The sequence below is a fragment of the Neorhizobium sp. LMR1-1-1.1 genome (genome assembly GCF_040675795.1).
In the GTDB taxonomy this organism is placed as follows: domain Bacteria; phylum Pseudomonadota; class Alphaproteobacteria; order Rhizobiales; family Rhizobiaceae; genus Neorhizobium; species Neorhizobium cellulosilyticum.
The window spans coordinates 533,663-553,535 of the sequence record NZ_JBEGHE010000025.1 but is presented as its reverse complement, the minus strand read 5'-3'; the positions used below and the strand labels follow the sequence as shown (position 1 = coordinate 553,535).

Annotated in this window: 20 protein-coding genes; 1 reads left to right on the top strand and 19 read right to left on the bottom strand. The window is 56.8% G+C overall.

Going from position 1 to position 19,873, the window contains the following annotated elements; translation table 11 throughout:
* Positions 1-271: 271 nt before the first annotated feature.
* The 15 genes from fliQ to flhA all read right to left on the bottom strand — a co-directional run bounded on the left by fliQ (position 272) and on the right by flhA (position 13,043).
* Positions 272-538 carry a flagellar biosynthesis protein FliQ gene (gene fliQ / locus MRBLMR1_RS15870; RefSeq protein WP_148148136.1) on the bottom strand — a complete coding sequence of 89 codons (267 nt, stop codon included), beginning with the start codon at positions 536-538 and terminating at the stop codon, positions 272-274.
* Positions 539-624: 86 nt separating this feature from the next.
* Entirely contained in the window at positions 625-1,074 is a 450-nt protein-coding gene (flgD, locus tag MRBLMR1_RS15865) for a flagellar hook assembly protein FlgD (RefSeq protein WP_183684949.1), read from the bottom strand.
* A complete protein-coding gene (gene flbT, locus MRBLMR1_RS15860) occupies positions 1,068-1,514 on the bottom strand; it encodes a flagellar biosynthesis repressor FlbT (protein WP_148148137.1) in 447 nt (148 codons plus the stop codon). The genes flgD and flbT overlap by 7 nt, the downstream gene beginning before the upstream one ends.
* Complete coding sequence (flaF, locus tag MRBLMR1_RS15855; RefSeq protein ID WP_148148138.1) at positions 1,511-1,858, bottom strand: flagellar biosynthesis regulator FlaF; 348 nt, start codon at positions 1,856-1,858, stop codon at positions 1,511-1,513. The genes flbT and flaF overlap by 4 nt, the downstream gene beginning before the upstream one ends.
* A 48-nt stretch (positions 1,859-1,906) precedes the next feature.
* Positions 1,907-2,935 (bottom strand): flagellar hook-associated family protein, encoded by a 1,029-nt coding sequence (locus MRBLMR1_RS15850; protein WP_148148139.1) that lies wholly within the window; start codon positions 2,933-2,935, stop codon positions 1,907-1,909.
* Between the two features lie 2 nt (positions 2,936-2,937).
* Positions 2,938-4,383 carry a flagellar hook-associated protein FlgK gene (gene flgK, locus MRBLMR1_RS15845; RefSeq protein ID WP_148148140.1) on the bottom strand — a complete coding sequence of 482 codons (1,446 nt, stop codon included), beginning with the start codon at positions 4,381-4,383 and terminating at the stop codon, positions 2,938-2,940.
* An 18-nt stretch (positions 4,384-4,401) separates the two neighbouring features.
* On the bottom strand, positions 4,402-5,667 hold the full coding sequence (locus MRBLMR1_RS15840) for a flagellar hook protein FlgE (protein ID WP_148148141.1): 1,266 nt from the start codon (positions 5,665-5,667) through the stop codon (positions 4,402-4,404).
* Positions 5,668-5,883: 216 nt separating this feature from the next.
* Entirely contained in the window at positions 5,884-6,555 is a 672-nt protein-coding gene (gene rem / locus MRBLMR1_RS15835) for a transcriptional activator Rem (RefSeq protein ID WP_183684948.1), read from the bottom strand.
* Between the two features lie 330 nt (positions 6,556-6,885).
* Positions 6,886-8,034 carry a UDP-galactopyranose mutase gene (glf, locus tag MRBLMR1_RS15830; RefSeq protein WP_148148810.1) on the bottom strand — a complete coding sequence of 383 codons (1,149 nt, stop codon included), beginning with the start codon at positions 8,032-8,034 and terminating at the stop codon, positions 6,886-6,888.
* Positions 8,035-8,140: 106 nt separating this feature from the next.
* Positions 8,141-8,683, bottom strand: a complete 543-nt coding sequence (locus MRBLMR1_RS15825; protein ID WP_148148809.1) for a hypothetical protein — start codon at positions 8,681-8,683, stop codon at positions 8,141-8,143.
* Positions 8,680-9,048 carry a hypothetical protein gene (locus MRBLMR1_RS15820; RefSeq protein ID WP_148148808.1) on the bottom strand — a complete coding sequence of 123 codons (369 nt, stop codon included), beginning with the start codon at positions 9,046-9,048 and terminating at the stop codon, positions 8,680-8,682. The genes MRBLMR1_RS15825 and MRBLMR1_RS15820 overlap by 4 nt, the downstream gene beginning before the upstream one ends.
* A 26-nt stretch (positions 9,049-9,074) precedes the next feature.
* Complete coding sequence (locus MRBLMR1_RS15815; protein ID WP_148148807.1) at positions 9,075-9,641, bottom strand: rod-binding protein; 567 nt, start codon at positions 9,639-9,641, stop codon at positions 9,075-9,077.
* A gap of 142 nt (positions 9,642-9,783) precedes the next feature.
* Positions 9,784-10,194, bottom strand: coding sequence for a hypothetical protein (locus MRBLMR1_RS15810; RefSeq protein ID WP_148148806.1), 411 nt, complete (start codon positions 10,192-10,194; stop codon positions 9,784-9,786).
* Between the two features lie 9 nt (positions 10,195-10,203).
* The gene (fliR, locus tag MRBLMR1_RS15805; protein ID WP_148148805.1) at positions 10,204-10,956 is read right to left on the bottom strand and encodes a flagellar biosynthetic protein FliR; all 753 of its coding nucleotides are present in this window, start codon (positions 10,954-10,956) and stop codon (positions 10,204-10,206) included.
* On the bottom strand, positions 10,953-13,043 hold the full coding sequence (flhA, locus tag MRBLMR1_RS15800; RefSeq protein WP_148148804.1) for a flagellar biosynthesis protein FlhA: 2,091 nt from the start codon (positions 13,041-13,043) through the stop codon (positions 10,953-10,955). Before flhA ends, fliR begins: the two co-directional genes overlap by 4 nt.
* Before the next feature lie 240 nt (positions 13,044-13,283).
* Between flhA and MRBLMR1_RS15795 the strand changes: the two genes are divergently transcribed.
* Entirely contained in the window at positions 13,284-15,566 is a 2,283-nt protein-coding gene (locus MRBLMR1_RS15795) for a DUF1217 domain-containing protein (RefSeq protein ID WP_286194143.1), read from the top strand.
* 105 nt (positions 15,567-15,671) lie between these two features.
* On the opposite strand, the gene rem (MRBLMR1_RS15790) is transcribed toward MRBLMR1_RS15795, so the two are convergent.
* From rem (MRBLMR1_RS15790) to MRBLMR1_RS15775, 4 genes are all read right to left on the bottom strand, one after another.
* Positions 15,672-16,343 (bottom strand): transcriptional activator Rem, encoded by a 672-nt coding sequence (gene rem, locus MRBLMR1_RS15790; RefSeq protein WP_183684948.1) that lies wholly within the window; start codon positions 16,341-16,343, stop codon positions 15,672-15,674.
* 267 nt (positions 16,344-16,610) lie between these two features.
* Complete coding sequence (locus MRBLMR1_RS15785; RefSeq protein ID WP_500065513.1) at positions 16,611-17,180, bottom strand: lytic transglycosylase domain-containing protein; 570 nt, start codon at positions 17,178-17,180, stop codon at positions 16,611-16,613.
* Positions 17,140-18,609 carry a flagellar hook-length control protein FliK gene (gene fliK, locus MRBLMR1_RS15780; protein ID WP_148144377.1) on the bottom strand — a complete coding sequence of 490 codons (1,470 nt, stop codon included), beginning with the start codon at positions 18,607-18,609 and terminating at the stop codon, positions 17,140-17,142. The genes MRBLMR1_RS15785 and fliK overlap by 41 nt, the downstream gene beginning before the upstream one ends.
* Positions 18,606-19,862 carry a chemotaxis protein gene (locus MRBLMR1_RS15775; protein ID WP_500065234.1) on the bottom strand — a complete coding sequence of 419 codons (1,257 nt, stop codon included), beginning with the start codon at positions 19,860-19,862 and terminating at the stop codon, positions 18,606-18,608. Before MRBLMR1_RS15775 ends, fliK begins: the two co-directional genes overlap by 4 nt.
* Between the last annotated feature and the right edge of the window lie 11 nt (positions 19,863-19,873).

The following is a 19,873-nucleotide window of genomic DNA, read 5'->3' as shown; positions in this document are numbered from 1 at the left end:
CTCCTCCCTGGAATGGCGAGCTGCAACCAGCTTTTCATGCTGGTCATATCAGAAGCTGTAGGGGGGCCGACTTGTGCGAAGCTGAAGCATTGCTACAGCCACAGAGAAATATGATTGAGTATCCACTTTTCAGCGCAACGTGCCGGCACGATGCAGCCACAGCAAACCCGGTCCGAATTGCGAGCCTCACGGGCGCGATGCAGCGCCACAGACAAGACGTTAAGATGACCGTCGAAAAAAGGAAGACAGATAAGGTGCAAGCCCGCAGGCTTCAAAAACCGCTCTGTACGCGTGAGAAAACCAGATCCGCAAACAAGGCAATCTGTGCGCCCATAAAAGACGCCGAAAGGCCGATAACGACCATGACGGCAACGATCTTGGGCACGAAGGTGAGCGTCATTTCCTGCACCTGAGTCAAGGCCTGGATCAGGGCGATGGTCACGCCTACGATCATGCCTGCAAGAACAGCCGGTCCTGCAGCGACCAGGATCGTCCAGATGGCGTTGCGCATAATGTCGAGCGCATCGGCCTCATTCATGACATTCTACCCTTCATAGGCGCCTGGACGGCCGCACGGTCGTCGCAAATCGACCGTCCCAGCTCTAAGGGATTCGTGCGCTTAGTTTAAGCGGAAGTTTCGGTTGTCGTCGTGGTTTTCGCGGTGGAGATCGTTATGCCCTCTCCAATGCTGATTTCCTTGCCATCCGTCGTCTTGGCCGTGAGACCATCGGACGTCACTTCGACCGAGGCGACAACGCCTGTGGTCTTGCCATCTGCGCTGGTGATCGTCTTGCCGATATAGTTCGACGCGTTCGACAGGTTGGACTGGCTGATCAGGCTCTCCAGATTGGAGTTCGTCTTGATCGTCTGCTCAACCTGCGAGAATGTCGCAAGCTGCGAAACCTGTTCGGTCGCGTCCATGGGATCGGTCGGATCCTGGTTCTGCATCTGGGTGATCAGCAGCTTGAGAAAGCTGTTGTAATCCAGCGATGCCGCGGCCGAAGCGGTGGCCGAGGCAGATGTCGAGGTGGACGTCGTCGATGCTGTCGACGTTGCGGAAGTAACGGTCACCATAGAGCAATTTCCTTTCGCAGTTCCATAACGGCTGCGGGCGTGATCTCGTTCTTGTTGAGAATGGCTTCCTCGACAGGATAAAGGGCACGGATGGCCTTCAGTGCGTCAAAGGGACGACCCGAGGATACCATGGTGTCGATCCGCTTCAATTCAGCACGAACTTCCTCGTTCTGGAAGCAGGCCACCAGCATGGTAATCGACTTGCGGAAGAGCGCCATGGAGTGCTCTTTGCCTTCCGGGTTGATCAGCATCATCTGGGCGATGAAGTAAAGCTGCCGAAGTGGCGTCGTGGTCTGCTCGGGCTGAAGAACATGGTTTTCCAGCAAGAACGTCACGTCGTTGAGGAATTCGATCGAAACCTTCCGGTCCACCCGCAGGACGGCACCGTTGACGAAGATCTTTTCCCCGGATTTCAGCGAAAGGCGTAGCGTACTTTTCATTTAAGTCCATCCCGAATGATGATGGTTATGTCGATGATACCCTGGTAGTTGGTAGACGTTCGTCGGCGAATGTTTTCCAACTCCTTCAGTATCCATATTGCGATCGATATTAGATTGGCTCTGACTTCCACACTAAGCTGATTGTCGGCGCTCCGCAGATCCTCGATCAACCTGATCCATACCCGTCTCGTGTAGTAGACAGCTTCGATCGAATCCTTGTCGTATTTGGCGCTCTGCTTGGCCACTTCCAAAAGTTCGATCGATCTTGTCAGGATCTGGCGTTCTCGTTCGCGGGCGACGGTGAGATCATCCTCCATGATCTCCGCGTATGAAAACTGAAACATTCAATTACCCTTCATGGTAGAGCGGGCATCGGACATACATGCCGATGACTAGAGATAATCAGCGAGGCTCATGCCCAGGATTCGAGATGTGATCGAGTAAGAGGTTTCAACCTGGTTCAGCAGTGTCGACAACCGCACAGAGGCCTCCTCCGTATCCACACCCACCAAGCCCGTCAGCTGCGTATCGATGATCTTGATCTGGTTGCTCATATAAGTGTTCGCTTTGTCGATACGCTCTTGCGACAAACCAAGTGCTGACTGCTGAGCAGTCACGCCGGAGATTGCGGTGCCGGCATATTGCGTTGCCTTCTGGCTAACCACGGACAAGGCTCCGCTTCCGAGGCCGGCGTTCGATAGCTGCGACGCTACCACAGAAGCGAGGACAAGGTTCTTGAAACCTTCGGAATTGGCGCTGGTTGATGTCGCTACGGTTTCCGAAGAACTTATGCGCGTCGTCATTACGGTGTCAGACGCGTTGGTCCAGGACGCCCAGTTGAAAGATGTCTCATAATCGGACAGAAACTGAGTCATCTGGCCGGCGGTCACATCACCGGCCGAGGCGATACCGTTTGCCGTTCTGAAGTTGGTGAACGCCGTATTGAAGTCATCAGTCACGTCGGCGATGAATTCATCGTCGAAAGTCTGCACATCCGTCGATATGCCGGAAAAGAGGTATTCGCCGTTAACTGCAGTGTTCGCGTAGCTGACGAAATTCTCCAGCACCGACATTGCGCTGTCGGCGGAAACCTTGAGGCTGTTTACATCGGAATTGCCACTGAGCGCCGTCAAGGCATCCAGCAGTGTCTGCCCTGCATCCGAGATGTTGGTCAGCGCAAGCTGCGATCCTTCCATTCTCGTCTCGGCGAAGGAGTTCGCATCGATGACCGACTGAAGGCGGCTGCTTTCACGCGAATAATCCAGGCTTGTCGAGGTACGGGTTCCAAGTTCCAGCCCGACATCGGAATAGGTACCGGTAACCGCCTCATCCTGCAGCTTTGTAATCTCCGTCATCGCAGTGGAGACGGTCGATTGCATAGACTGACTAATGGCGAGAGATGAGATAGACGTTGTTTTCATAACTAGCTAGCCGCCTGCATTAGTGAGCTGAGCATTTCGTCAATCGTCGAAAGCAGCTTCGTGGCTGCCTTGTAGGACTGCTCGATGTCCAACAGGAGAATAAGCTCCTCGTCGAGGTTGACGCCTGTGGCATTGGCATAGGCTTCCTTCGCCCGCATCTGCATGGCAGAGGTGCTTTCTGCAGCCGAGCTGGCGTTGCTTCGATATTCCTGAACCCAGCCGACGGAATCGGTCGAATAAGCCAGAAGCGTGGCACGGGTTGTGGTTCCGGCATCGCCGTCGAAATCGACGGTCTCTTCGAAACCTGCAAGATACTTGTAAAGGAGATCCGAGAAGCCGGCAGCATTCTCAGTATTCTGGCTTACGCCGGAAATATTACCGTCTCTCAGCTTAGTCGGATCGGCTTGCGCGTCACTATCGACCGTGATCAGGCCCGCCAGGCCGGAGACGATATCCGGGTTATTGAAATCGATAGTCGATCCGTCCTTGGTGGTGAAGAGGCCGGCGATTTCATCACCTGCACCGTCCACCTCGGCAAAGACCGACATCGTAACGCGGGCAATCTCGTCCAACTGATCCTGATAGGTCGGGTAGACTTCGTCGCGCAACTGCAGCAGCGCCTGAAGCGAGCCGCTGGCGCTGGTACTACTGCCCTTGCCCGGAGCAAGCGAGACACCATCGATATAGACGGCGTTGCCTGGCGGTCCGTCCGCAGACAAAACCGCACTGGCATCGAAGGTTACCTCGCGTGGCACCGTCTCGAACAGGGTGATGCCGCCGCTGGTATAAAGCACCATGTCGTTGCCATCACGGACGGTGCTCGTGACGCCGACGATCTCGGATATCTGCTTTACAAGGCCTTCGCGGGTGTCGAGTGCATCGTTGGCATCCTCGCCCCTCGCAATCTTTTCCTTGACCTTGTCGTTGACCTTCTCGAAATCCTTCAAGAGCTGGTTCAACTTATCAACGGTCGTCGAAATCTCCGAATCCGCCTGGACGCGAAGCCCCTGAACAGCTGATGTCTGCTGATTAAGGGAGTTGGCAAGATCGCCAGCCGCCGCTACTGCGGCCGCTGCCAATGTTACGTCGCTCGGTGACGTAGCATAAGTATCAAGCGACTCGACAAGAGCCGCCAGATATTGCGAAGGCGTCGCCGAAGATTCGCTTCCGCCCATCGCCGCATCGAGCGATACGAGCCCTTTCAACAAAGCCTGCTGACCTGCATCGTCTGCAATCGCCGACAATGTCTGCTTCAGAAGGGCCGCGTCCTCGGTACGCTCCAGCTTGACCGTAGTCGCACCGGAATAGGGGTTCGTCGTCGTGACCGCAGTACGACGATTGTAATCCTCAGTGTTCGTATTGGACGTGTTGGTCGACACCGTGGCCGTCTGGGTCGCGGTGTTGCTCAGGATCGATTTCGTCGTATTGATTGCGGATGCGATGGACATTCAGCTGGCTCCTACGCCTTAACGGGCGAGATTGATGAGAACATCCATCAGGTCAGAGCCGGTCTGGAATACCTTGGAATTCGCCGTGTAGCTACGCTGCGATTCGATCATTTCCGTCAGTTCGCTTGCGAGGTCGACGTTGGATGTTTCCAGGGCACCGGAAACGATCTCGCCGAAGCCGGTGGTGCCGGCAAAGCCGATGGTGACAACACCAGAGTCTGCGGTCGGCTTATATACGTTGCCCGAATAGAGCTTGAGATTGTCCGGGCTCTGAACCGTCGCCATCGCAATCTGGTAGAGGGCTTTCGGATCGCTCTTGGCGTAGGTGGCGTAAACCGTGCCATCCGAATCGATCTCGATACCGGTCATAGACTCGGCCGGACTACCGTTGGCGCTACCCTTGGAGATTACCGAATCGCTGGAAAGCTGGTTCATGCCGGAAAGGTCGAAGTCAATGCCACCAACGGTGATCGACAGCGGCGAGGTCGCGCCGTCAACGCTGACCAGACCCTTCGAATCGAACACCAGATCGGCGGTCACAGCTGTGCCGGAATACGGGAAGCTGCCGCTGCCGGTCGTGCTCTTATCGGCAGCATTGTAAACTGCGACTTCCCAAGAGTTATCGGCCGTCTTGGTGAAGTAGAAATCGTAGGTTACAGCTGCACCATATTCGTCATAGGTCGTCACCGAGGTCTTCAGCATGCTGTCCATGTCGACATCGGTAGTCGCACCGTTATCGCTTGCCCAGCTGCCGGCAGCGACGGGATCCGCCGACTTGTTGAGGTTGCCGGTGAGCGAGCCGTTGGTCGTTGCAACAGCCGTGATGCTCGAGTTGGAAGCCTTGACCGGCACCAGCCCGTCATAGGAATTGACGACAGTGGTCGGCGTACCTCCATCGGCGTCGTAACCCATAAGCATGTAGCCGGCGTCGTTCACGAGATAGCCGTTTTCATCGGGAGTAAATGAACCCGCACGCGTCAGGAAAATGTTTCCAGCGGTATCCTGGACGATGAAGAAACCTTCACCCTGGATCGCGAGATCAGATCCGGACGTGGTGTATTCCAAGGCCCCCTGTTCCGAAACGGAGTAGGAAACTTTCGTCTCCACGCCGCCGGAGTTGTAGTTGCCGGAAGTGGATGGAAGAACCAGTGACGAAAACGAGGTTGAAGCGCCCTTGTAGGCTGTCGTGCTCGAGTTCGCGATATTGTCACCGACCGTCCCCAGGCGGTTAGCCTGAGCATTCATGCCCGAAACGGCGGTCTTCATGGTTCCAAAAATGCTCATTTCGAATCCTCGCTGTGATAGTTGCTCCACATTAGGTGCCGGTCCTTGCGTGAAGCTGTCTGAAAAGGATGGATGGAAAATTTGAAAAACATTTTTCGACGGCGGGATGCCCAACGGGTCGATGGAAAACCGGCAGTCGAAACAATCGGAAAGGCCGAACAATCATTGCCGGCCGGAAAACAAAAAAGGGGCGATCCTGATCGCCCCTTACATTTTTCAATTCCAGTCGATGCAATACCCGAGGAAGCGCTTTGAATCGATCGGGTCGGTTCCGAGCTTCTTGCGGAGCTTCTTGCGCAATTTGCTGATATGGCTCTCGACGACGTTTTCCTCGACGTCCTCGTCGAAGATGCCGTAGATGGCCGAGAAGATCTGCGCCTTGGAAACACGCCGGCCGCGATTGGCGACCAGATATTCGAGAATGCGGCGCTCGCGGCGCGGCAGCGGAAAGACTTCCCCACCAATCTCAGGATCGCGACCGTCGGAATAGACGCGGATCGAACCGATATCGGTGTAGTTGGCGATGGCGGTCAGGCGGCGACGGATGGCAGCGGCGCGCGCCAGGATCTCGCGCGGATGAACCGGCTTGCGGACGACGTCGTCGACGCCGGCGTCAAACAGCGCCAGCGTCGCATCGAGCGACGGCTGATCGGAAACGGCGATGACCGGTGCGGTGGAGCGATCGCGGATGGCGCGTGGCAGATCGCAGGCGTTCTTGGTCTGGCCGATAAGGAAGGCTTCGATGGCGCGGATGTCGGCATCGGCTGCGGAGTTGACCCACTCGCCGAACTCGACGGGATCGAAGCCTGCCGAGGGGATGCCCTCGCGGCCGAACAGGGATGTGTAACCTTCCGTTACGAGCTCTCGCTCATCAACCACGACGATCATTCACCCATCTCCGAATCAGCAGCGTTCATGTGCTGAGGCATGAGTACGAATCGTGAGAGTCAGCCACAATTATAGGAACTTGTGGGGACTAATTAATAATTGATTAACCACACCTCTCCGATTTGCACTAGATGTAGTGGTACAAACCAAAACAGGCACAATTTTTTCGGTGGATATCGCGCTAGAATGATTGATGCCAACGAGACTCCGTTTGACACGCCTCATTATCGCCGGACTCGTGACGGGAGAAAATCCGCGATCAAAAAACTACTTTTGGTTGCGGATGTGTTTGTTACTCATCCACCCCGACACGGTAAAGAGGCACCATTTCTACGGCTCGATATTGAACGCGGGGAGTGGTGAGCCGTCCGCGAATGCGCGGATACAGGATCGGGCGGCATCAAGCGCCTCACGGATCGTCACATCCATATCGAGATAACGGTATGTGCCGAGGCGGCCGACAAAGGTGACGCCTTGCTCGAAGCGAGCACGCGCCACGTATTGCGCCAGCAGCGCCTGCTCGCCACTCAGCCTTATCGGATAATATGGCTCATCATCCGGACCGCATTCCCGCGAATACTCCCGGTAACATACGCTCCGTTCGTGGCTTTCCCAGGGAGCGAAATGCTTATGCTCGGTAACCCGTGTGTAACGGACATCGGCATCTGCGTAATTCATCACCGCGCAACCCTGATAATCACCGTCGTATTGAAACTCCTCGAAATCAAGGGTGCGGTATCCAAGCCGGCCGAGCTCGTAGTCGAAGTAACCGTCGAGCGGCCCGGAATAAAACACGTGTGAGAAATCGCCGGCATCGCTGCGGACGAAATTCCGCTCCAGTTCGATGGAGATGTTGTCGTGCGACAAGATACGCGCGACCATCTCGGTATAACCGTGCTCCGGCATGCCCTGATAGAGATGCGAAAAGTAGTTGTCGTCGTAGCTGAACCGCACCGGCAGTCGTTTGAGGATGCTGGCAGGCAGATCCGCAGGCGAGCATCCCCACTGCTTGCGCGTGTATCCTTCAAAAAACGCTTCGTAGAGTTCGCGTCCGACGAATTTGAGTGCCTGATCCTCGAAGGTCACCGGTTCACCGATCGACGGGTCAGACTGTGACTGAATGAAGTCGCGCGCCTCATCCGGCCTGAAGGTCCTGCCAAAGAACTGGTTGATCGTGTGCAGGTTGACGGGCAGCGAATAGACCTGCCCTGCGCTCGTCGTCTTCACCCTGTTCACATAGGGCATGAACGTCATGTGCCGGTTGACGTAACGCCACACTTCATCGTCATTGGTGTGGAAGATATGCGGCCCGTAGACATGGACCATCACGCCGGACGCTTCGTCCCGCGCCGTGTGGCAATTGCCTGCGATATGGGAACGCCGATCGATGATGTGGACGACGTGACCGGCCTCTGCCAGCTCGCGGCCGATGACGGCACCGGACAGACCGGCGCCGACGATCAGAACTGGTTTCGGCACTGTGCCTCCCTAAATTCCCGAACCCGCCAGAGCATGTCTCTCGAAGTGATCCCGGAATTTGCGGGAAAGACATGCCTGGAAACAAGAAACCAAAGTGCGGTGCGCTCTAGTGCGATTGCGCCGGCGCAGCCGCACCGCCGGCTGTGCCGGCAGGAGCAGGCTCTGGCGCAATGATTTTCTTGGAAGCCATCTTCTGGTTCGACTTCCCGGCAAGGTCCGCCTTGGAGAGATAATCGAGCTGTTCGAAAATCACCGCGGTCACCAATGCATCCCCGGCTCGGGCGTTGAGGTCGTCCTTGATCTTGGCTCTCAGACCCTCGACATTCAGGTCACGCACCTTTGGCAGGTCGATCATCTTGTTACCTACCAGGACGGTGTAGAGCTCATCCGTGATGTAGGGCGCGATCGGGATATGCGTGTTTGCAGCCTTCTCCTGATCGATCATCACCGAGACCTTGGTGAGGAAGTAGCCGGTCACAGCTCCTTCCGTCACCACGGGAATGCTCAGGGTTTCACCTGCCACATAAGCCGGGGGAATAACGGGTTTGGCAACTTCTACGCCGGATTTCGCCGACAAGGTCACAGCCGCATATACCCCGCCAAGCGAGATTATGCATACCCAGACGCCGATCAGGACAATCTTGATCATCTATCGGCCCGAACGAGGAACTGTTCCTGGGAATAGGTGCCGTCGTCGTCAGCACTGCGAACGGCATTCTTCAGAAGTTCGGCAACGGCGCGTACAGCACGCATATGAGCTTCCACGCGGCGTTCGTTCAACTTCAGCTTGGCCTTGAGCGCATGCAGCTGCTCCAGATGGGCCGCCGTGATGTCATTTCGCTCGCTGTTGCGGAAAAGCATGGTCAATTCGTAAAGGCAGCGGCTCTTGTGCGCATTCGAGAGCTTGAAATCGAACTCGGGATCGGTGCCGATCCGCTGGTTTTCGTTTTCGATGATCACGTCAAGACGACCGAGAACCGCCTTGATGCGGTACTCGCTGTTCAGCACTTCCATGGAATCGTTCTCCCTCGGCATTTCAATCAAGCCGCGTCGTTATCAGTTTTTTTGATGGCGCCCGGCGACAGCAGCGTACGGCGTTCGAAATCCGTAATCATGCTGACAGCCTTGGCCTTGTCGTTTCCGTCTGTCGTGTTGTTGGGCACTTCAAGACGCTGCTTGTTCAGCGCCTGCGCAAAGACCTGTTCCGCGATGCCGATGCCGCCTCGCTTGGAAACCGAATCCGCCATCTGTTCGGCCATCATGCTCTTCCAGAACTCGCCGGCAGAGCCCTTACCGTAAACGGCTTCGCTGTCGGAAGGCATCATGTCCTTGAGGAAGGTCGTCAGGACGCTCGATTCGAACTTCCGGTAAACTTCCGGAATCTGCTCCTTGCCGGTAGCGTGCTGAATATTGCCGATACCGGCCTTGGATGCATCGCTTGCACCGGCGCCCAGCACAGATGCAAAACCGGCATTGCTGGCCGTCAGCACGGATGCCTGATGTTCAGCATTTACAGAACGCAGCTTTTCGCGCGCTGCCAACATGCTGTTCGGATCGGCTGCCTTGACTACGTCGAGGACAAGATCGCTGGAAGGAGATATGGCCACGTCGTTTCCCTCTTGCTTGCGCGCCGACCGGAAATCGACTTCGATTTCCGGGCTTGCGATGCGCAGACCTCAGTGTCACAGCGTCTTGCCTGAACCGATGAATGGCGCACGACGCTGTAAAATCGAGGGGAATGTTGCCACCTTAACCTTGCTGGAAGCTGGTGTCCTTCAATGTGATCATCATCTCAAGCAAGTTGATGACGGCATCGTCCTCGCGAGCACGCTGCTCCTGTTCCAGGGCCTCCTTGCGGCGCTCATCAAGCCGGTCTCCCTTGCTGCGTTCCTTTGCCAAGCGCGCTTCCTGAGAGCGGCGGGCCGCCATAAGCTGCTTTTCTTCCGTTGCCAGCCGCGAGAAACGGCCCAGATAATGGCGCGAAAGACCGCGATGGATCGGGTCGAGCGAGGTCATGACATTCGCCGTCAATTCCATTGCTGTGTTCACTTCCTCGCGCTGGCGAACGATAATCGAAAGCTCGTTTTCGATCATCTTCTCCATATGCCGCTGGACGCTGACGAGACGCTTGAGCTTCTTGGATCTATCCATATCCGCCATTATCCGCTCCTATAGATTGCCGAAGATGACGAAGAAGCCATCGGCAAACTGATCGAGAATTGCCGCTATGCCGAAATAAATCAGCAGGATACCGCCTGCCAGCGCGAAAGGCGTGGAAATGAAGTAGAGAGGGATTTGCGGCGCCAGCTTGTTGATGAGGCCAACGACCACGTTGAACAGCAGACCATAAAGGATGAAGGGGCTCGCCAGCCTCAGCATGATCATGAAAGACGCGGAGAGCGTGTCCGTCAGACTGACCAGCGAGCGTTGCGAACCGATCAACGAGCCCACCGGAATGCTCTGATAGGATTCGGCCAGCTCCTTGATCATGTAATGGTGGAAATCCAGAACAAAAAGGATGAGAAGCGCGCCCGTTGCCAGAAGACTGGTCAGCGAGTTGTCGGAACTGTCTTCGAATATGTCTCCCGAAGGCGTGGCATTGAACGAAATGGCCATGCCGATTATCGCACCCGCAAACTGGATGCCGAGAACATAGATACGTGCGACGAGGCCGAAGATCACGCCCGTCATCGTCTCGGAGAAGATCGTCACGATGAAGACTTCGGGCGCGGCCGAGGCGGGAGGATAGAGGATATCCCAGAACAAAGGCAAAAGCGCCAGCGATAACGCCAGCGCAAGAAAAAGCCTGATCTGCATCGGCAGACGCGCCGACGAGAACCCTGGCATAACCATCACGCATCCACCTATTCGGCAGAATGCCAGGAAAAGCGCCATTATGGCGCCCTGGGGATCGGGGATCATGAAATCGAACCGAGTATCTTGATTTCCGTGCCTTTTGCCAACTCGACATGGGAGAGCACCGGAAGCGTCGAGAACAGGCGTTCGGTGATCATGCGGACATAGGAGCGCGTTTCGGGCAGGGTCACAAGTACAAAAGGCAGTCCCTCGTCCATGAATTCACGGATAACCTTGCTTGCCTCGTTGCTGAACTCTTCCAGATGGCGCGGATCGATATCGAATTCGATCACTTCGCCCTTGGCGTCCCGCTTGAGCGCCTGCTGGAAGATCAAGTCCCACTTGGTACCGATGCGGACGACACGCAGCACGCCGTTGTCGGAAAGATCGCCGCAAATCTGCTGCGCCATGCGCACACGCACATGCTCGACGATCTGCTCGGCCTTCTTCAGATGCGGTGCGAGTTCGGCCACCGCTTCGAGAATGAGATGCAGGTTGCGGATCGAAACGCGCTCGGCCAGCAACAGTTTCAAGATGGCCTGCAGGCCGGAATAGGACATGTGAGACGAGCAGATTTCGTCGGCAAGCTTCTTGTATTCCGGGTCCAGGCGATCAATCAGGATCTTTACATCCTTGAACGACAGAAGCGACGGCAGATTGTTGCGGATCACTTCGCTCACGTGCGTCAGCAGTGCGGAGATATTGTCGATCGGGTGGAAGCCCTCGCGCTTCAGATCTTCGACGAAATGCTCCAGAACGGAGACCGCCGGCATGCCGAAGGCGGGTTCGCGAACCTCGTCGCCAGGAACCGACGGCTTGTGGCGCTTGCCAGTAATGACGAGCACTTCACCGACACGCAGCGTGCTTGCGGCGACCGTCGTGCCATGGATGCGGATCTGGTAGGACTTGTCCGGGATGGCGATATCGTCGCTGACCTTGATCTCGGGTACGACGAAACCGTACTGGACGGCAAACTTCTTGCGCATCTTACTGACGCGAAAGGCAAGTTCCTGATGGGCTCCCAGCAGGCGCGGCGAAACGAGCTTGCCGAGCGCCAGCTCGATCTCGGTGGTCTTGAGGACGTTCTTGACCGTGTCCTTTTCGACCTCCTGCTTCTGGACGGCCTTCTTTTCCTCCTCCTCGCGCAGGAGCTTGTTCTGCGCCTCGATCTGGCGGGGAACGAGCCATGCGCCAGCGGCCAGAAGACCACCAAGGGCGGTGAACGGCAGGAGGGGCAGGCCCGGAATGAGCGCGAGAACGAACATCAGGCCCGCGGCGACCGACATGGCCTTGGGATAGCTGCTCAACTGGCCGATAACGGCCGTATCGGTGGAGCCCTTGGTGCCGCCGCGCGTGACGATGAGGCCGGCTGCGAGCGAGACAATGAGAGCCGGAATCTGGGTTACGATACCGTCACCGACAGAAAGCTTGACGAAGACATCGGCTGCTTCGCCGATTTCCATTCCGTGACGGAAATAGCCGATGATGATGCCGCCGAAAATGTTGATCGCGGTGATCAACAGGCCTGCGACCGCATCGCCGCGAACGAATTTCGAGGCACCGTCCATCGCGCCGTAGAAAGAGCTTTCCTCTTCGAGTTCACTACGGCGGCGCTGGGCTTCCTTCTCGTCGATCGTGCCGGCGGACAGGTCCGCATCGATCGACATCTGCTTGCCGGGAATGGCATCGAGGGTGAAGCGGGCGCCGACTTCCGCGATACGCGTGGCACCCTTGGTGATAACGATGAAGTTGACGACGATCAGGATCAGAAAGACGATCAGACCGATAACGAAGTCGCCGGACATGACCAGACTTGAGAAGCCGGCGATGACACCGCCAGCCGCATCATGTCCCTCATGTCCATGGGAGAGGATGACGCGCGTTGTCGCAATGTTGAGCGCCAGACGAATCATGGTGGCGATCAGAAGGATCGTCGGGAAGGACGAAAAATCCAGAGGGCGCTGAATCCAGAGCGAAACCATCAGGATGAGGACGGCGAAGGCGATGGAGAAGGCCAGCCCCACGTCGATCATGAAGACCGGGATCGGCAGGAAGAGAATGCAAAGGATCGTGACTATGCCGACGGCAAAACCGATGTCACGGCCCTTCGGCGCGACCTTCGGCAACGGCAGGATACTCTGAGGGGTGGCCATTTCTGCTCCGTCTCGTCATGAGATGCGGAAACCGCCTGAGGCGCTTTCGCTTCCAAAGTCCTTGAATTCGGACGGCCGTCGCAACATCGGACAGCCAGCCGGTTTGGGTAAAATCTAGAAAGCGAAGCTTGCGTGAGAGTGACGGCGCGTTAAGCCATTCCCGGAATTGATGGCCGGACGGGGATGACACAAGAGCATTTTTCAGCTATGTTCACCACGAATTAAGTCCCGAGGGCAAGGATGCCCGGTGGACGTGTGCGCGATGGAAGCGCAAGTCTGGGCCATGATATCGGCCATTGCAGCAAGCAAAAGGCTTCCATCCGCATGGTATCAAGCGCATTCTCCACATATACGAGTTATCTTGTCCTCAACAGGGACATCAATTCCTCGTTGTCGCGCGTTGCAAGCCAGGGTGATGTTGCAAGCAACACGGACTATTACGAAGAAAATATCGGCAAGGTCACCACGGCCGAGGAATTCGTCAACGATTACAGGTTGTTTTCCTATGCAATGAAGGCTTACGGCCTCGAGGAGATGACCTATGCCAAGGCCTTCATGAAGAAGGTGCTGGAAAGCGATCCGAACGACGATTCCAGCTTCGCCAATTCACTCACCGACACCCGATACGCGGATTTCGCCAAGGCCTACAATTTCTCGGGCGATTCGGCGAAGGCACAGACATCGGCGCAGACCGAGAACCTCGTTACAGCCTACCAGGATTCGTTTACCCAGGAAGAAACGGACATCAAGTCCGAGGTGTCCTATTTCCAGAGCAAGATCGGTAGCGTCGATCATGTCAACGACATTATCGGCAATGACAGGCTGCGCACCTACGTGCTGGAATCATTCGGGCTCGACGCGAAATACACCTCCAAGAACTATCTATCGCAGGTCCTGACAAGCGATCTGAACGATCCCGACAGCGTTGCCAATCAGGCGAGCAACGATGCCTGGCGCGAACTGGCTGCGGCTTTCAATTTCAGCTCCGATGGCACAGTCGCTGCAGGCGAGACCGCGCAGAGCGCTGAACAGACATCGGATCTGCGGCTCGACTACATTTACAACAAGTCGACCTATCCCTCCGACCTGCTCCTGGACGCAAACCAGTCCTACTGGGAAAAACACGTTGCCGAGGCCGGAAGCGCCTCCGAAATCACTTCGGACGCGCGGCTTCTGGAGTATGTCAAAACTGCTTTCGGACTGCGCGACACGATGATGGCATCGAGCGTTGCCAGTATGATGTACAGCCGGACATTCGCCGAGACGATCGGCAATACTGAGCTACTGGATTATTTCAGTTTCCAGACCGACGGAACGGTTGCGGCCGGTGGTTCGGCCCAGACCAGCGAACAGGCGACCAATCTCGAGGCCAAGTACAAGACCGCGTTCCAGGCCAGCCAGGCCGATGCGGTGGAAAATGCTGTCTCCAATTTCGAGACCCGCATCGCCGACGTCAAAAGCATTGATGACTTCTTCAAGTCGAATGCAGATGACGACGATGCGAACAACGACGACGTTACCGAAATATGGGATGTCGCGTTACGCGCCTTCGGCATCGACCCAAGTGAGGTCAAAATGACGGCCCTGCGCAAGATCCTTTCCAGCAATCTCGAAGACAAGGACAGCTACGCCAATCAGCTGGATGACGAGCGGTATGTGGCCCTCGTCAAAGCGTTCAATTTCGATACGAAGGGCGACGTCGACACCCCACTTCTGGCACAGTCGGAAAACGTAACTCAGGACTTTACCGCGGATTACCTCAGCCTCAAGACACGCTTCCTGAAGGGCGATGAGAGGGAAAAAGCGGGCGAAACCGCCACTGACGAGATCGAGTATTTCGAAAAGAAGATGGAATCGATTTCGACTGTCGATGAACTTCTATCGGACAGCAGGCTCGTCAACTTCCTGCTCGAGAGCCAGGAAATTGATCCGAAGAGCGTCACAAAGGACGAGCTGCAGCAGATGTTCGCTTCGGATCTCGACGATCCGAAGAGCTACGTCAACCAGTTGGACAACAAGAGCTTCGCCAAGATCGTCGCTTCCTTCAATTTCGACACTGAAGGTAACCTGACATCCGATACGCTTGGCACGGTCCAGCAGAGGGGCGACGTTTTCCAGACTGTCAGTAACTACTATCGGCAGACACTGGAAGAAGAGCAGGGCGATTCCAACGAGGGCGTTCGACTTGCTCTCTATTTCGAGCGCAAAGCCTCGTCGATCACCAGTGCCTACGACATCCTTGGGGATTCCGCGCTGCTCAACTTTTTCAAGACAGCCTACAATCTGTCGACCTATTTCTCCAGCCAGGAGCTTGAGAAGCAGGCAGCGACCGTCGAGAAATTCGTCGAGCTCGATAAATTGTCCGATCCGGACTACGTGCAGAAGGTCATTCAACGCTTCACCGCACTTTACGACAGCCAGAACGGCGCAACGGACTCGGCTGCCCTTTCCATTCTTCAGGGCAGCTCCTCCTCGATCAGCGCTGACACGCTGCTGGCCGTGGCCCAGCTTTCGGCACGCTAACGAAGAGCTTCATCCATCTTTTCTGTCATCTCAAATAGAAACACCGCCCAAAGCGATCGGGCGGTGTTTTTGCGTTGAACAGGACAGCACCATGCTGTGCCGTCATCAATTCCAATCGATGCAATACCCGAGGAAGCGCTTTGAATCGATCGGGTCGGTTCCGAGCTTCTTGCGGAGCTTCTTGCGCAATTTGCTGATATGGCTCTCGACGACGTTTTCCTCGACGTCCTCGTCGAAGATGCCGTAGATGGCCGAGAAGATCTGCGCCTTGGAAACACGCCGGCCGCGATTGGCGACCAGATATTCGAGAATGCGGCGCTCGCGGCGCGGCAGCGGAAAGACTTCCCCACCAATCTCAGGATCGCGACCGTCGGAATAGACGCGGATCGAACCGATATCGGTGTAGTTGGCGATGGCGGTCAGGCGGCGACGGATGGCAGCGGCGCGCGCCAGGATCTCGCGCGGATGAACCGGCTTGCGGACGACGTCGTCGACGCCGGCGTCAAACAGCGCCAGCGTCGCATCGAGCGACGGCTGATCGGAAACGGCGATGACCGGTGCGGTGGAGCGATCGCGGATGGCGCGTGGCAGATCGCAGGCGTTCTTGGTCTGGCCGATAAGGAAGGCTTCGATGGCGCGGATGTCGGCATCGGCTGCGGAGTTGACCCACTCGCCGAACTCGACGGGATCGAAGCCTGCCGAGGGGATGCCCTCGCGGCCGAACAGGGATGTGTAACCTTCCGTTACGAGCTCTCGCTCATCAACCACGACGATCATTCACCCATCTCCGAATCAGCAGCGTTCATGTGCTGAGGCATGAGTACGAATCGTGAGAGTCAGCCACAATTATAGGAACTTGTGGGGACTAATTAATAATTGATTAACCACACCTCTCCGATTTGCACTAGATGTAGTGGTACAAACCAAAACAGGCACAATTTTTTCGGTGGATTTTGACAGATTCATAACAGGATTCGGCATGCCCCTGTTTGACACGCCTCATTGCTGCCAGATCAAAGCCGCGATGTAAATTGGAAAGGCAATCTACCTCCAGTTGCCGCCAGCGCAAAAATTCGTGGCTCCTGCGGTCCACTGCCCATATCCCGAAGCGACCAGATTTGCGATCACGCGACATACGTATCGCTGCTGCGCCGGGTCATTGTTCGGCCCGGCATGGTAACGGGCAACAGCCATCGTCCAGGTCTCGTGCCGATCATACAGCTGCCGCAGAAAACGTGCGGCATAGGCAACGTTCTGAGCCGGATCGAACATATCCTGCAAGGAGGCAAATTCCGCGCCGTGATACATGAGGTTGATCTGCATGCAGCCGATGTCGATCAGCTTTGCCCCCCGCCCCCGAGATGCCGCAACCTGAGTAAAGGCTTCCTGCAGCGAACCGGGAAAGAATGCCTTGCCTTCGACATTCAATGCAAAGGGACTGAGCGAGCCTTTTCGCCCAGTCTCGGTGAGACCAACAGAATAGAGTATGCCTTCCGGAATGCCATATTGTGCAGCAGCGCGCTGTATCTGCCGTTCGCAAGCGAGGCTGGCGCCGACCGCGGCTTCCCCCCTATCAGAGATAAACGGTGTCGGGACGAGCACCAGCGCCGCCAGAACCCGCGCCTTGAGCCGAACCTTCATCCTTACCTCCGGAAGAGCTGATACGCGTACCGATGTCCGACGTATCCGTCAGACCGCCACTCGTATTGCCGCCCTGGCGGCCGTTCTGCTGCTGTTGCTGCTGCGCCTGCCCCATATCGGAAGACTGCCGGCTGTTGGCGAATGTATCGCTGCCCTTGTCGGACGAAGTCGAACTACTTCCACTCGCAATGCTGACCGTGATCTGGTCGACGCTGTAACCTTGTGACTTCAGGTTATCGAGCATCGTGGAACTGTCGTGCATGAGCTGCCGATAGGCCTTGCTGCTTTCGACGGTGAGATGAATGTTCAGCTCTTCGCCGACCATGCGCATCGTTGCCGTCACATGCCCGAGGTCATTGGGATTGAGTTCGATCTTGAGCGTATTCACCACCTTGCCCGTGCTGGCATAAAGCGCCTCGTTGGACAGCTTTGCGCTCGGGTTCATGGCAGCCGACCAATCCGGATCCTGACCAAATGCGGTTGCCAGCGATACCGCGTTGGAGCTCGGTGCCATGCCGATGTATCGACGGTTCTCGGTGACCTGGACGGCGGGCGTCTCCATGTCGACCGAAAGCTCGCTGTCATGCTCCAGCGCATCGTGAACCGCCGGGGCAACATCGGCGGCAGTCGCAGCTGGACGCTGGCTGGTTTTTGTATCCGTCGCCACGGTGTTCGTGGCCGTTTCTGCAGCTGCGTCCTTCAAGGACAGAGCGGCATTACCGGCCTGTGCTGTTACCGTGTCTACGTCGATTTCAGCGGAATCCGTCTGTACCGGCAGCTGATCGCCAGCAATGTCCGACTGCACGGTCTGGGCAGACGCCGTTTCCGGAAGCGACTGGAGCAATGCCAGCGCGTCGTCCGCAGCATCCGGGTCTGCGGCATCGGTGTCCGTCTTGTCTGTCTTGGCCTGATCGGCGGCGGTGTTGCGAACCGGGCTGCTCGGACCCTTCGTATTGGCCGGCATTGCCGCCTGCAGGTCGGCCAAAAGGTCCGCCGCCGTATCGAGATCGGCAACGTCGACAGGCACTTGCGGCTCCGCGTCCTGCCCCTCGACCGGCATTTCAACGACGGCCTCCAGAGTGCTCGCATCCGAGGCCTGAACAACGGCCTTTGAAAGCATCGTTTCGACGGTCATCGCGAACGGACGAGCGCTTGCAGTCGCCTTCGGCTCGGCGGCGACGTCCGTATCCGGCTGGTCCTGTCCGGCTTGTGTCGCGGTTGCCGCACCATCGTCGTTCGCCGCGGCGGCTTTTTCGCGCTGGCCCTGGCCGTCGCCATAAGAGTTGAGCGTCTTGGCGAAACCGTCATCCTTGGAAGTCCGCGTACCCTTGTTGGACGCAGAGGAAGCTGCGGTTGAAACATCCGCGCTCGCCGGCAAGGCATTGTTCACTACATTCATCATCGACCCCCAATCTCCTTCGCAAGGAGCGAATCTATCTCACCCAGCTTGTTTCGGCCTTGCGTGACGAAGTCGTCAACGGCCGCATTTGTCGCGGTCGCGGCATTCGGCACGACTGAGCCTGCAGTCGTCAGATCAGGCTTGGCATCGGCAGTCCGGGTGTTGCCATCGGGCGTAGGGGTGTCTTCGCCGCTGCCGCTGATATCCACAGGCCTGACAATCTCCTCGCCGACGCGTTGCGCAGCATCGAGAAGTGCCCGGTCGCGATCCGAAAGACCTTCGCGGGGAATCGAAGAAAGCTGGTCGACCACCTGCGAAACATTTGAAGACGGAACCTTGGCTATATGCTCGTAAAGGCCGGGGAGTAGCGTACGTCCCTTGCCGCTAAGCACATCGTTCAATTTGCGTGCCTCTTCAGCCGTATAGCTCGCCAGATCATATTTACCCTTCAGCGTCGCCAGTCGTGATATGCGCAGGTAAAGCTCCTGGGCGCGGTCCGGATCCATGAGGTCGGCCACTTCTGAAACCCGGTCGTGTCCAAGCCCCGGCGCGCTGGTTACCGCGAGGTCAACGAAGAGGTCAGCGAACTGGCTGGCGTAAGGCGAATGAAGAAAACGCCGCGCATACCGCACAGAATAGCCGAAAGCCCGATCGACATCCTTCAGACTTGCGCTTGCGACGATGGAGCGGCGCAGCGCCGCCTCTTCCAGGATCGTGCCCGGTGCATCGATGCGGGTGCGATCGTAAAAGATCAGTGCGGCGGTCGGATCAGTCGGATAATTGACGTTGCCGGCGACAAGATTGAGATAGGGACCGATCGGTGAGCCCTGATATTCCTGGGAGAGAGAGGCGATCGAGCTTGCAACCTGCCCGCCGCGGCCGTCGAGATATTTCTGCAGGACGTTGACGACACGCGCGTCGAGATATCCCTGAGTGTCGCGGGATGCCAGGAAGTTCAAGGTGGCGGGATTACCGCCACTCATCACGTAAACGAAGACTGCGTCTGCATTGCGCGTATCCGCAAGCGTTCCGTTGTCCGCAGATCGCAGCCTCTTGTCGAGAGAATCGAGCAGGTAGCGCTGGAGATCGGAGGCGGAGTGATCTCCGAGTACCAGCGAATCCTGGACGAACTGGAGGGACCTCAAGATCTTATAGGCATCGAGCGACTGGTCCTGGGCGCGCGTCTCGGCGGCTCCTGCAGCCAGCGCGGCCGCAAGAAGCGTGGAGCGAACAATCCAGTATCTGCGAGCGAACATCAGCGCTTACC